At 56.4% G+C, this 14,433-nt stretch carries 14 protein-coding genes; all 14 read right to left on the bottom strand.

What is annotated here, in order from left to right; genetic code table 11:
- Window positions 1-221 precede the first annotated feature (221 nt).
- Entirely contained in the window at window positions 222-1,169 is a 948-nt protein-coding gene (locus ACTUHY_RS03280; protein ID WP_442826575.1) for a D-2-hydroxyacid dehydrogenase, read from the bottom strand.
- A gap of 253 nt (window positions 1,170-1,422) precedes the next feature.
- Entirely contained in the window at window positions 1,423-2,304 is an 882-nt protein-coding gene (gene secF / locus ACTUHY_RS03275; protein ID WP_442826574.1) for a protein translocase subunit SecF, read from the bottom strand.
- Window positions 2,301-3,554: a protein translocase subunit SecD gene (gene secD / locus ACTUHY_RS03270; RefSeq protein WP_278674927.1), complete on the bottom strand. Its 1,254-nt coding sequence runs from the start codon at window positions 3,552-3,554 to the stop codon at window positions 2,301-2,303. The genes secF and secD overlap by 4 nt, the downstream gene beginning before the upstream one ends.
- 12 nt (window positions 3,555-3,566) lie before the next feature.
- Window positions 3,567-4,142, bottom strand: coding sequence for a 5-formyltetrahydrofolate cyclo-ligase (locus tag ACTUHY_RS03265; protein ID WP_278674929.1), 576 nt, complete (start codon window positions 4,140-4,142; stop codon window positions 3,567-3,569).
- Window positions 4,142-4,561 (bottom strand): preprotein translocase subunit YajC, encoded by a 420-nt coding sequence (gene yajC, locus ACTUHY_RS03260; protein WP_442826573.1) that lies wholly within the window; start codon window positions 4,559-4,561, stop codon window positions 4,142-4,144. Before yajC ends, ACTUHY_RS03265 begins: the two co-directional genes overlap by 1 nt.
- A 6-nt stretch (window positions 4,562-4,567) precedes the next feature.
- Window positions 4,568-5,689 (bottom strand): tRNA guanosine(34) transglycosylase Tgt, encoded by a 1,122-nt coding sequence (gene tgt / locus ACTUHY_RS03255; protein WP_442826572.1) that lies wholly within the window; start codon window positions 5,687-5,689, stop codon window positions 4,568-4,570.
- A 10-nt stretch (window positions 5,690-5,699) separates the two neighbouring features.
- Window positions 5,700-6,716, bottom strand: coding sequence for a tRNA preQ1(34) S-adenosylmethionine ribosyltransferase-isomerase QueA (gene queA, locus ACTUHY_RS03250; protein WP_442826571.1), 1,017 nt, complete (start codon window positions 6,714-6,716; stop codon window positions 5,700-5,702).
- 11 nt (window positions 6,717-6,727) lie between these two features.
- Window positions 6,728-8,047 (bottom strand): SpoIID/LytB domain-containing protein, encoded by a 1,320-nt coding sequence (locus tag ACTUHY_RS03245; protein ID WP_442826570.1) that lies wholly within the window; start codon window positions 8,045-8,047, stop codon window positions 6,728-6,730.
- Window positions 8,044-9,060, bottom strand: coding sequence for a Holliday junction branch migration DNA helicase RuvB (ruvB, locus tag ACTUHY_RS03240; RefSeq protein WP_278674938.1), 1,017 nt, complete (start codon window positions 9,058-9,060; stop codon window positions 8,044-8,046). Before ruvB ends, ACTUHY_RS03245 begins: the two co-directional genes overlap by 4 nt.
- Entirely contained in the window at window positions 9,061-9,675 is a 615-nt protein-coding gene (gene ruvA / locus ACTUHY_RS03235; RefSeq protein ID WP_442826569.1) for a Holliday junction branch migration protein RuvA, read from the bottom strand.
- Window positions 9,672-10,169 (bottom strand): crossover junction endodeoxyribonuclease RuvC, encoded by a 498-nt coding sequence (gene ruvC / locus ACTUHY_RS03230; protein ID WP_278674942.1) that lies wholly within the window; start codon window positions 10,167-10,169, stop codon window positions 9,672-9,674. The genes ruvA and ruvC overlap by 4 nt, the downstream gene beginning before the upstream one ends.
- 109 nt (window positions 10,170-10,278) lie before the next feature.
- Window positions 10,279-11,010, bottom strand: coding sequence for a YebC/PmpR family DNA-binding transcriptional regulator (locus ACTUHY_RS03225; RefSeq protein ID WP_278674943.1), 732 nt, complete (start codon window positions 11,008-11,010; stop codon window positions 10,279-10,281).
- 89 nt (window positions 11,011-11,099) lie between these two features.
- The gene (locus ACTUHY_RS03220) at window positions 11,100-12,614 is read right to left on the bottom strand and encodes a 4Fe-4S dicluster domain-containing protein (protein WP_442826568.1); all 1,515 of its coding nucleotides are present in this window, start codon (window positions 12,612-12,614) and stop codon (window positions 11,100-11,102) included.
- 203 nt (window positions 12,615-12,817) lie between these two features.
- Window positions 12,818-14,320: a threonine synthase gene (gene thrC, locus ACTUHY_RS03215; protein WP_442826567.1), complete on the bottom strand. Its 1,503-nt coding sequence runs from the start codon at window positions 14,318-14,320 to the stop codon at window positions 12,818-12,820.
- Between the last annotated feature and the right edge of the window lie 113 nt (window positions 14,321-14,433).

Raw genomic sequence — 14,433 nt, 5'->3', positions numbered from 1 at the left:
GACAGCAACGGAGACAACCGACGTCAATCGACAGACACCCCCACCACCGGGCAAGCACGGTCCCCCGCTCCCAAGGGGGCGGACTGAAAGACAAAGAAAGAGGCATCGAAAAATGATGGATCATTTTTCGATGCCTCTTTTAGTCCATAATGACAGGACACAGATAAAAGGGCTTTCAAGAGGTCTCATCGACCATTAACGTGCAACAGCCCCTCCAGACCTTATATACTCGTCTTATATCCCGTTTTCCGATCCACTGCATTTTCCAGAGGTTCTCCAGCCAGGTAATGCCGCAGGTTCCGAGCGGCTATAGCCACTACCCGGTCCCAAGTCTGGGGCAGGTGATAATCCCCGCTGATATGGGGCGTGATCAGGAGATTGGGCACATCCCACAGCGGGCTATCTGGAGGCAAAGGCTCCGGATCCGTCACATCCAAGGCCGCTCCGGCCAGATGTCCTTCCAGCAGGGCCTGTCGCAAGTCTGCCTGGACCACCGCATTGCCCCGGCCGCAGTTGAGGAACAAGGCCCCCTGTTTCATGGCTTTGAAAAGCTGGGCATCATAGAAATGGGCGGTCTCCGGCGTTCCGGGAAGCACACTGGCTACTACATCCGCCTGGGCCAGGAATTTCGGCAATTCTGCCAGAGTCCCTATTTCATCCGTTTCAGGCGGGACAGGACCCTGGTGCCGCCGGATGCCGAGCACACGGGCTCCCAGGAGGCGGCACAGCTTCCCGAAGGCCCTGCCGATATCCCCGAAGCCCACGATCACCACTGTAGCTCCGGCCAGGCTGGTCACTTCCCCTTCGTCCTTCCACTGGTGTCGGCTCTGATTCCGTTGGTACAGGTACAACTTCTTCTGGAGGGAGAGGACAAGGGCCAGCATATGTTCCGAAAGCGCCTGCCCATAGGCCCCGGTGCTGTTGGTCAGCTGCACGCGAGGAGACAGGATTCCCGGTTTGCAGTAGGCATCAGCTCCGGCGGAATTGAGCTGGAGCCATTTCAAGTCCGGCAGATTTGCCAACTTTTTAGGAGCGATATTGCCGATGATCACTTCCGCTCCCTTAAGGTCAGCTGCCGCCTTCCCATAGACAAATTCTGCCCCAGGAGCCGCTGCTTCCAAGACTTTTTTATCCTTTTCCCGTACAAACATAGGCACTGCGATTTTCATGGTATCAGTCCTTTCCTTATGGGCTGCTGCCAAAGCAGCAGCCGGTCACGAGTCTCGGGTCTCGGTTCTCGAGCCGAGTGAAAAAATTTGCAACCAAATTTTATGAATATGGAAAACCGTATTATCCAACTGAATACAAGATATCCGTTACTGGCGCCGACATCAGGCTGCTTCTGCCAAATAAAAAAGAACCCGGCCCTAGGGACGGGTTCTGTCAATCGGACCGAGACCGGAGGTAAGGCGCCAAAGCGCCTTATCTCCCTAGTTTCTTCTTAAAGAACAGCCACATGCTCCCGGCGAGGAAGGTGGAGGTATAGAACCCGCTGCCAAAGCCCACCAGCATGGCAAAGGAGAAGTTGTGGATGGTCTCTCCCCCGAACAGGAAGATGGCCACCACCGCAAACAAGGTTGTCAGGGTGGTATATACACTCCGGGTCATGGTCTGCCAGATGCTAGTATCCACCAGATCCCCCAGGCTTTCGCTCCGGCGATGGGTGTGGAGGTTCTCCCGGATCCGGTCGAACACCACGATAGTGCCGTTGACGGAATACCCTACTACCGTAAGCAGTGCAGCCACGAAGGAAGAATCGATTTCCAGATGGAGCACCGAGAACCAGGTAAGGGTCACCAGCACATCGATGATCAGGGCCACGATGGCGGCCAATGCGAAACGCAGCTCGAACCGTATGGTGATGTAGATGATCATCAGCACCCAGCTGAGGACCACTGCTCCGATGGCAGATTTCACCAGGTCGCCGCCCACGGTAGCCCCTACGTTTTCTACCCGGAGCACTTCATTCTTCCCCAGGCGGCCGGTCAGGTCGTTCATCACTTCCACCCGCTGGCTGTCGCTGATGATCCCGGTACGGATCAAGACCGACTGGCTGGTTTCTACCTGCTGGTCGCTGCTGCCCAGCTGGATCACACTGCTGCCCAGCTGATGGTCGCTGAGCACAGTCCGAACCTGGGCTACGGATACCGGCTGGTCGAATTTGATATCCAGGATGCTGCCGCCAGTGAAATCGATGCCCAGGTTGAATCCCCGGGTGAACATGGAAACGATTCCTACGATCAGCACCACCGCAGTGATGGAAAAGAAGATCTTGGCATGCTTGACTATGGAAAATTTATTCATCGTGCCGCCTCCCCTTTTCCGTCTTTCGCTTTCGGCTGGAAGGCTTTCGCCCCGAACCAGGCCGGATTTTTCGTAAAGTTGCTGCCAATGAAGGCGCCGAGGATGAACTTAGTCACCGTCACCGCCGTGAACATGCTGATCAGGACCCCAAGGGCCAGTGTCACTGCAAAGCCCTTGATGGGCCCGGTTCCCAGATAGAACAGCACCGCTGCGGCCATGAGGGTGGTCACATTGGAATCCAGGATGGTGGTGAAGGCTCGGGAGAAGCCGGAATTCACAGCAGCCCGGAGAGTCTTGCCGGCCTGGATTTCTTCCTTGAACCGTTCAAAGATCAGGACGTTGGCATCCACAGCCATCCCGATGGACAGGATGATCCCGGCGATACCCGGCAGGGTCAAAGTGGCGTTCAGGCCCTTCATCACCGCCAGCAGCAGCAGGGTGTAGAGCAGCAGTACGATATCTGCCACCAGTCCTGCCAACCGGTAGTACAGCAGCATGAACAGGAATACTCCCGCCAGGCCGATGGCAAAGGCTTTCATGCTGGCATCCTTGGCGTCCTGTCCCAGGGTGGGTCCCACAGTCCGGTTTTCCACCACTTCCAGTTTCACCGGCAGGGAGCCGCTGCGCAGGAGGATGGCCAGGTGTTCGGCTTCCTTGGCGTCCTTAGAACCTGTGATCTGGGCATTGCCTCCGGTGATGGGTTCACTGACCCGAGGCGCGGTGAGTACCTTGCCGTCCAACAGGATGGCGATCTGCCGGCCTACATTCCGGGCCGTCAGATCGGCGAATTTCTTGGCTCCTTCATCACTGAATTGGAGCGTGACCACCGGCTGCCCGCTTTGATCGGCACTGGCCTTGGAATCTTTCAGGTCCTTCCCTGTGAGGACGGTGTTCCCTTCCATATCCTTGAATTCCAGCATGGCCGTCTTGCCCAGCATGGCAATGGCCTGTTCCGGATCCTTTACTCCAGGCAGTTCCACGATGATCTTGTCCTTGCCCTGGCGTTGGATCACCGGTTCCGTCAGGCCCAGTTCGTTGACCCGGCGGCTGATGATCTGGATGGACCGGTTGATGGCGTCATCATCCACCTTGCTCTCCGGTGTTTCCTGGGCCTGGAGTACCACATGGGTGCCTCCCTGCAGGTCCAAGCCCTGTTTTACCGTACTGGCCAGTGGCTTGATGAATACGGCAAATGCAATCACGATGGCCAGCACTGAAACCAGCAGCTTGACCCGATTTTTACCCTCCAAAACGATTCCTCCTTATTTTCCGTTATTCTTGCATACCCGCAGTCCTTTTTCCGTACACAGATAACGGACTTTTGCATCATGGGCATTGGTGGGCAGCTCTTTCTGGACCTGCACTTCATACCCGATTGCCATGGGAACCCCTTTGGTACACCGTGGCAGGAACCGGTCATAATAGCCGGCTCCCCGTCCCAGCCGTTCCCCCTGGGCCGTGAATCCCAGGCCCGGTGTCAGTACCAGGTCGATGTCTTCCGGAGCGATGGTTTCCACAGGTTCCTGGGGCGTACGGATGCCATACCGATCCCGCCCCAGCTTCTTCAGGGTCACCAGCCGGGCCGCTGCCATGACCCCTGGTCCTTCCAGGATCTGGGGCACGCAGACAGTCTTGCCCATGTTGAGGGCGGTCTGGAGGGACTGGTCGATGTTCACTTCTCCCGGTTCTCCCAGGTAGCCCATGATCACTTTCCCTTCCAGGAACAGCCGGCTGTTGACGATATGGCTGTTGATCTCCCGGTTGTATTTATGGATTTCCCGCTGGTTCAGTTTCTGGATCTTCTCCCTGATTTCCTGGCGGACCGCTTTCTTATCCATTACTTTCCTTCTCCGATCCCTTCAGCCTTGGAGGCGTCTGCTGCCGGAGCTTCGGCAACTTCTGCGGGCTTGCTTTCCGGTTCCGCCTTAGGGGCCTCGTCCTTCTTAGGAGCTTCTTCTTTCTTGGCAGCTTTCCGGTTATTCTTCTTGTCGAAGGCAGAGGTGATCACGCCGCCTACGGCTGTTTTGCGGATGTGCATCTCCACGCCTTCCGCCACTTTGATCCGGATCTTGTCCTCATAGACTTTCGTGATGGTGCCCAGGATACCGCCGATGGTGACGATGTTGGTGCCCACCTTCAGGGAATCCAGCATCTCGCTGCGTTTCTTCTGATCCCGTTTCTGGGGACGGTAGATCATCAAGTAGAAGATCACACCCATGAGAATGAAAGGCCAGGCCATTTGAAGCAGATTTTCCATCAAAAATTACCTCCTCGTAGTTTCATAATTCTCTAAGAACGCTGCCCGGAATTCCGGGAACGTATCGTTAGCGATGGCAGTTCTCATATCCTCTGCAAATTTTATCAGAAAATGGAGATTATGTATAGATAAGAGCCGGAGAGCCAGGATTTCCTCCGCCTTGAACAGGTGGCGGATATAGGCCCGGCTGAAATGGCGGCAGGTATAGCAGTCACAGTGCTCATCGATGGGCCGCCAGTCTTCAGCGTACTGGGCGTTGCGCACCACCAGCCGTCCCGTAGGGAGCATGGCGGTGCCATTCCTGGCTACCCGGGTAGGATACACACAGTCGAACATATCCACTCCCAGGTTCACCCCTTCCACCAGGCAGTCGGGAGTCCCTACTCCCATGAGATACCGGGCCTTGTCCTTGGGCATGTGCTGGGTGGTCTTGTCCAGGATATCGTACATCAGGGGATGGGGTTCCCCTACAGACAGGCCGCCGATGGCGAAACCGGCGAAATCCATATCCGTGATAGCCTTGGCACTGTATTCCCGCAGATCCGGGTACATGCCTCCCTGGATGATCCCGAAGAGCCCCTGATCTTCCCGGGTCTTGGCTTCCAGGCAGCGGCGTGCCCAGCGGGTGGTCCGTTCCGTGGACTGTTTGGCGTAGGCGTGATCCGCAGGATAAGGGATACATTCATCGAAGGCCATGATGATATCCGCCCCCAGGTCTTCCTGGGCTTTCGTAGCCACTTCCGGGTTGAGGAACTGCCGGGAACCGTCCAGATGGGACCGGAACATCACCCCTTCTTCGGTGATCTTCCGCATCTCTCCCAGGCTGAACACCTGGAAGCCGCCGCTGTCGGTAAGCATCCCCCGCTGGTAGTTCATGAATTTGTGGAGGCCGCCGGCTTTCCGGATCAGCTCCGTCCCCGGCCGGAGGAACAGGTGATAGGTATTGGACAGGATCACCTGGGAATGCATGGCGTACAGTTCTTCCGGGGTCAGGGTCTTCACTGTAGCCTGGGTTCCCACCGGCATGAACATAGGGGTGTCGAAAGTCCCGTGGGGGGTGTGGAGTTTCCCCAGACGGGCCCCGCTCCGGGGGTCTTCCTTGATGAGTTCGAAATAGACGGAATGCATTTTTTCTCCTTTAATGAATGAACATGGCATCGCCGAAGCTGAAGAACCGGTATTTCTGTTCCACGGCCGTCTTGTAGGCATGGAGGATGTTCTCCCGGGAGCTGAGAGCGGATACCAGCATGATCAGCGTACTCTGGGGCAGGTGGAAGTTGGTCACCAGGGCATCCACGAACCGGAACTGGTAGCCAGGATAGATGAAGATGCTGGTCCAGTTCCCTCCGGCTTTCATTTCTCCGCTGGCCCCAGCGCTTTCCAGGGTCCGGACAGAGGTGGTGCCCACGGCGATGATCCGCCGCCCTTCCCGTTTGGCCTTGTTGATGGCGTCTGCCGCTTCTTGGGAAACGGTGTAGAATTCCCGGTGCATCTTGTGGTCTTCGATCCGGCTCTCATTCACCGGACGGAAGGTCCCCAGGCCCACATGGAGGGTGACGAAGACTTCCTCCACCCCCATATCCTTGATTTTCTTCAGCAGTTCCTTGGTGAAATGGAGACCGGCTGTAGGAGCAGCTGCGCTGCCCCGTTCCCGGTTGTACACGGTCTGGTACCGTTCGCTGTCTTTGAGTTTTTCGTGGATGTAGGGAGGCAGCGGGGTCTCCCCCAGCCGGTCCAGGATCTCTTCGAAGATCCCGTCATAATGGAACCGGGCGATCCGTCCTCCGAAATCCGTGGTCTCCAGGATCTCACAGCTCAGTTCCTCGCTGAATTTGATCTGGGCCCCCTTCTGGAGCTTTTTCCCCGGTTTCACCAGCACTTCCCAGTCCGTGGCGTTTTTCCGGGTCAGCAGGAATACCTCCACATGGGCTCCCGTGGTCTTCACTCCATGGAGCCGGGCTGGGATCACCCGGGTATCGTTGAATACCAGCAGGTCTCCGGGTTTCAGGTATTCCGGCAGGTTGTAGAAATGCCGGTGTTCCAATTCTCCCGTTTCCTTATCCATCACCAGGAGCCGGGAAGAATCCCGTGGTTCCACCGGTGTCTGGGCAATGAGTTCCTCTGGCAGATCATAATCGAAATCAGTAACTTCCATTTTTTATTCTCCTAATAGACCTGTTTCACCGTGATCCCCTGATAATAATGGGACAGGATGGTCTTGTAATCGTTGTTTTTTCCCCGTTTATCCTTCTGAAGGGCCATGCCCCGGGCACCCCACTGGCTCAGGCCCACCCCGTGGCCGAACCCGTTGCCGGTGAAGATCACCTTTTCTCCTTCTACATTGGTGAAAAGGCGCATATCTCCCACGCTGGTGCCTTCCGTATCTGCTTTTTTATCCCCGCCGATGGGAATGGTCTTCTTCCCGATGGGATACCCATATCCATTGGTGAGGGTCACATCCAGCTCTTTGGGCCGTTCCAGGCCGATCCGGACATCGAACAGGGAACTGTCCAGGTTCAGCAGGGAACGGACCTGGCTCCCGGTGAGGGTGACGTTCTTCCTAGACCCGACGAAAGTCATCCGTTTCACCCGGCCGGATACACCCCGGTCAGGGGTCCAGCGCATGGGAGCCGCTGTCCGGGCAGACAGACGGATGCCCTGGAGGTCACCCAGATCATAGCCCCCCTGGCTCAGGAGCCGGGTCAGCTGGACTTTGGTGAACACTTTGGTCCAGGCGTATCTGGGGGAATCCTGATCATAGTCGGGAACTGCCTGGAGATAAGGGATCTCCTTCCCCCAAACGGCACTGGCTGCTTCCGTATAGCCGCCTCCGCTGCTGTGGAACACTGCCTGGATGGGAGCGCCTCCATAGAGAGCCGCCACCCCGCTGGTGGCATCCACCAGTTTCGTGGTATTGGCATGCTCGGCGGTGATCCCGCCGTACACCTGTCCCAGCTCGTTGGCCCGGATATCGAAATTAGGGTATTTTCTCTGATCCAGGCTGTACAAGGCAAAACTCCGGGCCGCTACGGCCTGGGCCTTGATGGCTTCGTCCGGCCACAGGGGCAGTACTTCCTTGGCCACTACTCCGTAGAGATACTGTTCCACCGGCAGGGTGTTCACCAGGTTCAGGTTCTTTTTCCCGCTATTCAGGAGCACCGTCAGGGCTCCCCGGTATTTCTTCTGATGGACCAGCACTGGATTCTTGGCATCGGCAGCCAAGAGGGAAACCTGGCTGCTGCCCAGTTTTTTCTGGTCCGCATAAAGGCTGCCGTTCTTCACGCTGATGAAATGGCTCCCTGGCTGCAGCACGGTCGTCCTTCCGCCCGGTTCCACCACTTTGATCTTGCCGGCAGAACTGATCGGCGCAGAGAACTGGTCCACCGCCAGCCCTACCCGCAGCTTCGGGCCGCCTCCTGCGGCCAAAGCCAATCCCTGGCTCAGCAGCAGGCAGAGTCCAAGCAAAACCCCCAGTTTCTTTTTCATCGGGATCCGTCCTCCGTGGGATAGGGCACCCCCAGATACTGGTAGGCGGCCAAGGTGGCCTGCCGTCCCTTGGGAGTCCGCTGGAGCATGCCCAGCTGCATCAGGTAGGGTTCATAGACATCTTCCAGAGTCTCGGTCTCTTCGTTGAGGGAAGCCGCCAGGGTATCCACCCCCACCGGCCGTCCCCCGAAGTCCTTTACCAGCTTCTTCAGCAGCCGCCGATCGTTCTGGTCCAGGCCCAGGTCATCGATTTCCAGCCGTTCCATGGCATCCCGGCATACATCTCGGGTAATCACCTGGTGGCCGGCCACTTCAGCAAAATCCCGGACCCGTTTCAGCAGCCGGTTGGCCACCCGGGGCGTTCCCCGGCTCCGGCGGCCGATCTCATAGGCTCCGTCGGATTCGATAGAGACCCCCAGGATCTCCGCCGCCCGCTCCACGATGATCTGGAGCTCTTCCGGGGTATAGAATTCCAGGTGGCAGATCACCCCGAACCGGTCCCGGAGCGGAGCTGCGATAGCACCCATCCGAGTCGTAGCCCCCACAAGGGTGAACCGGGGCAGATCCAGACGGACGCTCCGGGCCGCCGGCCCCTTCCCGATGATGATGTCCAGGGCGTAGTCCTCCATGGCCGAATAGAGGATTTCTTCTACGGTCTTGGGCAGCCGATGGATTTCATCGATGAACAACACATCGCTGTCGCTCAGGTTGGTGAGGATGGCCGCCAGATCTCCCTGCCGTTCCAGCGCCGGCCCGCTGGTGATCCGGATGTTCACATTCAATTCGTTGGCGATGATGTTGGCCAGGGTGGTCTTCCCCAGGCCCGGGGGCCCGTAGAGCAGCACATGGTCCAGGGCTTCCTTCCGTTTCAAGGCGGCCTGGATGAAAATCTCCATGTTCCGTTTCACTTTGGACTGGCCTATGTATTCCGCCAGCCGCCGGGGACGCAGGCTGTACTGCCAGCCGTCCTGTTCCTGCTCGTGCCCGGCGATCACACGATTGGTATCTTCCATTTAACTCCTCCTGGCCATCAGGCGCAGTGCTTCTTTCAAGAGGTCTTCTGCCTGGCTGTCAGCGGTCACTTTCAGTTTCTTCAGCACTTGGGCGATTTCCCCCTGGGTATAACCCAGGTAGCTGAGCCCTTCAGCCACCGCCCCCAGGGGCGTGGTGTCGTCGTCCGGCACATCGCCCTCATAGCCGCCTGCAGTCCCATCCTCTTCCATTCCTTCCGGACCCGTCATATCTTTCAGTTCCAGCAGCAGCCGTTCAGCTGTCTTTTTCCCGATCCCGGGCAGCTTGGTGAGGAATTTCAGATCCCGATTCTTCACTGCCAGATAAAAGGCGTCCACCTTGGCCGCGGACAGGATCCCCTGGGCCACCTTGGGCCCGATGCCGCTGACGGTGATCAGCTGGGTGAACAGAGAATAGGCATCGTAGGACAGGAAGCCGAACAGCTGGAGGGCATCCTCCCGTACGGACAGATAGGTATAGATCTTCACTTTCTGATCCACCTGGATCCGGGAAAGGTCCCCGGTGTTCAGAAAGATCCGGTAGCCCACGCCTTGGGTGTCCACTAGGCAGAAATTCGTCCCGATATGGTCCACTCGTCCTGTAATGAATCCAATCATCGCATCCTCTCCCGCAGTTCCTGTTCCCGGATGAAATTGAGCCCTGTGATGCCGATGGCCAGGGCGTCGGCCACATCGTCCGGTTTGGGCTTTTCCTGGATATGGAGCAGTTTCTGCACCATATAGGTCACCTGTTCCTTATTGGCTCGCCCGGTCCCGGTGATGGCCTGCTTCACCTGGATGGGCGTATATCCATAGACCGGGATGCCGGCCTGGGCCGCTGTCAGCAGGATGACCCCCCGGGCCTCTCCTACGGCGATGGCCGTGGTCACATTCCGGTTGAAGAAGAGCTTTTCCACGGACATGAAGTCCGGCTGGAAACGCTGGATCAGTTCCGTCAGCTCTTCATAGATCTTATTCAGCCGCCTCTCCGGCAGCATATCCTTATCCGTAAAGACGGCTCCATAATGGACGGGGATCAGCCGGCTCCGTTCCAGCCGCACCAGCCCGTAGCCGCAGATCGCCGTACCCGGGTCGATACCCAATGCCAGCATGTGCAATTCCCTCCTTATGGTGAAAAAGCCGGCCTCCAGGGAAGGATTCCCCAGCTGGCCGGCCATATGTACTCCTGGGATGGCTGTTCAGTGCAGACAGCAGTTCCCCTTATTCTTCATCAGGCAGGTCAGCGTTCGTATAAACGTCCTGCACATCGTCCAGATCATTGAACGCGTCGATCATGTTCTGGACCTTCTCTGCCTCTTCCCCTGCGACGGCAACGGTGTTATCCGGGATCAGGGACAGCTCGCTCATGGCCACTTCGATGTTGTGGTCGGCCAAAGCCTTTTCCACTGCATCGTAATCTTCCGGAGCCGTGGTGATCACATAGGCATCGTCAGTGGTCTCCATATCTTCTGCACCAGCATCCAGTGCCACTTCCATCACTTCGTCTTCAGAAGGCGCCCCTTCCTTTTCTACCGTGAAGACCCCTTTATTCTTGAACATCCAGCCCACACAGCCGGATTCTCCCATATTCCCGCCTTTGGAGAATACATGGCGCACATCGGCTGCCGTCCGGTTCCGGTTGTCCGTCAGGGCGCTGACCATGATGGCCACCCCAGCCGGGCCATAGCCTTCGTAGGTGATCTGTTCGTAGTTGGACCCTTCGGTGGCACCCTGGCCTTTGGCGATGGCCCGTTTGATATTATCCTTGGGAATGTTGTTGGCCTTGGCTTTGGACAGAGCCAGCTTCAGTCTCATATTGCCAGTAGGATCAGGACCGCCCATGCGTACCGCAATCGTGATTTCACGGCCGATCTTCGTGGTGATCTTCCCACGGAGTGCATCAGCCTTGCCTTTTTTGAATTTGATATTCGCCCACTTGGAATGTCCTGACATTCTTGATTCCTCCTACATAAATTCGAAAACGCCGGGTATGGAGCCCTCGTTTCAACGTACTCATACCCGGCTATTTTATCACACTCTGTTTATTTGCGCAAATATACCCGTTCCATATCTACGTTCTTCACGCCGTCCATAGCCTGTTCGATCTTGCCGGCGCTGTCTGCCTGGGTGGTATCTGCAAAGCGTTTCAGCAGCACCCGGGTGAGGCCCGGTTCCGTCAGAGCCCCTGGCCCGTTGAGGCAGCCCTTCTGGCAGGCCATCCCTTCCAGATACTGGATATCCAGTTTTCCGGCTTCCACATCTTTCAAAGCCTGGAGACATTCATCCAGCCCGTTGCAGTACAGGGTCTTCAGAGCATCCACATCCACTTCCGGATGGTTGTCCCGGACGTAATCCTTGACGGCATTGCTGACCCCGGCCGCCTGGGGGAAGCTGCAGCCATCGGCGGAAGAGGCCGCATGGAAAGGGGCTTCCTCGCATTTGGCCGGATCGATGTCCCGGCTGTCCATCATGCACTTCAGTTCTTCGAAAGTCAGTACGAAATCGATTTCATCCGGATGTTCCCGGGCTTCCACCTTCTTGGCGATGCAGGGACCGATGAAGCAGGTGAGGGCACCGGGATGCTTATATTTCTCTAGTTTGCTCCGGGCCACCATGGGAGACACCGCATCGGAGATACAGTCAGCCAATTCCGGCGCATGGCGTTTCACCGTAGCCACGAAAGCCGGGCAGCAAGAGCTGGTCATCACTTTCTGTTTACCGGTGGGCACCTTTTCCAGGAATTCTTCCGCTTCGGAGATGGTGGTCATATCAGCACCCAGGGCCACTTCCTTCACAGAAGCGAACCCTAGTTCCTGGCAGGCTTTGACGATCTGGCCCGGATGGACCTTCAGTCCGAACTGGCCCACAAAGGAAGGAGCCAAGAGGGCCACCACTTCTTTTCCGCTCTTGATGGCCTGGATCAATTGGACGATATGGCTGCGTTCTTCGATGGCGCCGAAGGGGCAGGCACCCCTGCAGGCACCGCATTCTACGCAGATGTTCTTGTCGATTTCTGCCTTTTTGTTGGTACCAGTATGGAGGGCGTGGACCTTGCAGGCATTTTCGCAAGGGCGGGCGATTTCCACCACTGCGCCGTAGGGGCAGGCCCGCTTGCAGTTGCCGCATTCGATGCACATATCGTAATCGATGTGGGCACGGCCCTGGTAGACGGAAATGGCCTTCTTCGGACAGCCGTTCATGCACCGATGGGTCAGGCAGCGACGGCACACGTCGGTAATCATGTATTTGTTCACCGGGCAGGCAGAGCAGCCTTCCGGCAGCACAGCGATTACGTGCTGGGTCCGGTCCACCGGTTCAGAAATGGCTTTGTTGGCCGCTTCGATGATGTTCATATCTGTATCTACACCCAGGGCCACACAGATCCGCTCCTTCAGGACTGCCCGTTCCTTGTGGACACAGCAGCGGGTCCTGGGAGTGTTCTCATTGACGATCTGCAGGATGTCATAGACATGGTCCGGCAGGTTCCCGTCGTAAGCCATTTTCGACAGCATGGTCAGCACTTTCCGTCTGATGTTTGTAATAACAGTGACTTCCATTTCTTGCTCCCCTTTGAATCATATAAAAAATCGATCAATCTATATGTTCTCTATCATACCATACTTTGTCAAAAAAAATAAGCCGGGAACTGTATATTTTTAGAGATAATTGAAACAAAAGTTACACTTTTTATAGTTACTTCCTTATAAGAGGTATAACAAGGGGGTGTTGCACATTGCGTGCAACACCCCCTGTCAACTCTTTACTCCAAGCCCAAAAGCTTCTTCACTTCTGCTTCCAGCTGGCCCTTTTCCACCACATCGCTTTCCCGTCTCTGGAGTTTGGGCAGTTCCTGCATGCTGGCCGGGATGGGCATCTTCGCCAGTTTGCTCAGATCTTCCATGGCCACGAAGGGATCTAGTCCTTTCCCTTCATAGGTATCCGGATCCAGGGACGCCAGGACCACATCATTGAACTTGAAGGGGCTGGCAGTACTCAGGACGATGCTGTAGGTTTCGTCCCCCGTCATCAGACGGTATTTTTCCATCGCTTTGTAGGCCACAGCCGTATGGGGATCCATCACATACCCATAATTGTTGTATACATCCCCGATGGTCTCTTTGGTTTCCACTTCGTCCACCCATGTCCCGAAGAAATCCTTCAGGATCTGGTTCTGGAGCTCGGTGCCGATCTTGTATTCGCCCTTTTCGTTCAATTCCTTCATCCACTCCGCCACCTGTGCTGCATCGTGGCCGGTTTCCTCGAACAGCAGCCGTTCCAGATTGCTGGAGACCAGGATATCCATAGAAGGAGAAATGGTCTTGTGGAAGGGGCGCTTCCGGTTGTAGATCCCCGTATTGATGAAGTCCGTCAGTACATTATTGCTGTTGGAGGCACAGATGAACTTGTTCACCGGCAGGCCCATCAGTTTGGCATAGAAGCCGGCCAGGATGTCTCCGAAATTCCCCGTAGGCACGGCGAAGTTCACCGGAGCCCCGTTTTCGATCCGTCCGCTGTTCACTGCATCGGCATAGGCGCTGAAATAGTATACGATCTGAGGGACCAGCCGTCCCCAGTTGATGGAGTTGGCAGACGAAAAGGCACAGCCATGTTCCTGGAGCTCTTCCTCCAGAGGCTGGCTGCCAAAGAGGATCTTCACCCCGGTCTGGGCATCGTCGAAATTCCCTTGCACAGCCACCGCATGGACGTTAGCTCCTTTTTGGGTCACCATCTGGAGCTTCTGGATATCGCTGACGCCTTCCTGGGGATAGAACACGATGACTTCCGTTTCCGGCACATCAGCGAACCCGGCCATGGCCGCCTTTCCCGTATCTCCGGAGGTAGCCACCAGGATCACCAGTTTCTTTTGTTCCCCGGTCTTCTGGACCGCTTTGGTCAGGAACAGGGGCAGGATCTGCAGGGCCATGTCTTTAAATGCACAAGTGGGGCCGTGCCACAGTTCCAGCACATCCAGGTTCTCCTTCAGCAGGTGCAGGGGGGCTGGGAAATCCCCGAAACGATCCTTGCTGTACGCCGTTTCCACACAGTTCCGCAATTCGTCTTCACTGTAGTCCGTCAAGAAGCGGGCCAGTACCGTCAAGGCCCGGTCACTATAGGACGCTTCCCGCATGGCATCAATTTCCGCCAAACTGATGGGTGGGAATTCTTTCGGGACGAAGAGTCCCCCATCCGCCGCCAGTCCATTGGAAATCGCGTGAGCGGAGCTCACCATATCTGTTTTCCCTCTTGTGCTAATGTATAACATAGTCCCCCCTACTTTCTGCTTATCGCATATGGTATCATAGCATATGCGATGTATATACGCAACATTTACAGGCGAAGAATTTTCTTTGTTCGTCCTTTTCAAGGCGCCTTTCC

The sequence above is a fragment of the Acidaminococcus nyctereutis genome, from assembly GCF_052216985.1.
Lineage (GTDB): Bacteria > Bacillota > Negativicutes > Acidaminococcales > Acidaminococcaceae > Acidaminococcus > Acidaminococcus fermentans_A.
This window is presented reverse-complemented; position numbering and strand designations above follow the sequence as displayed.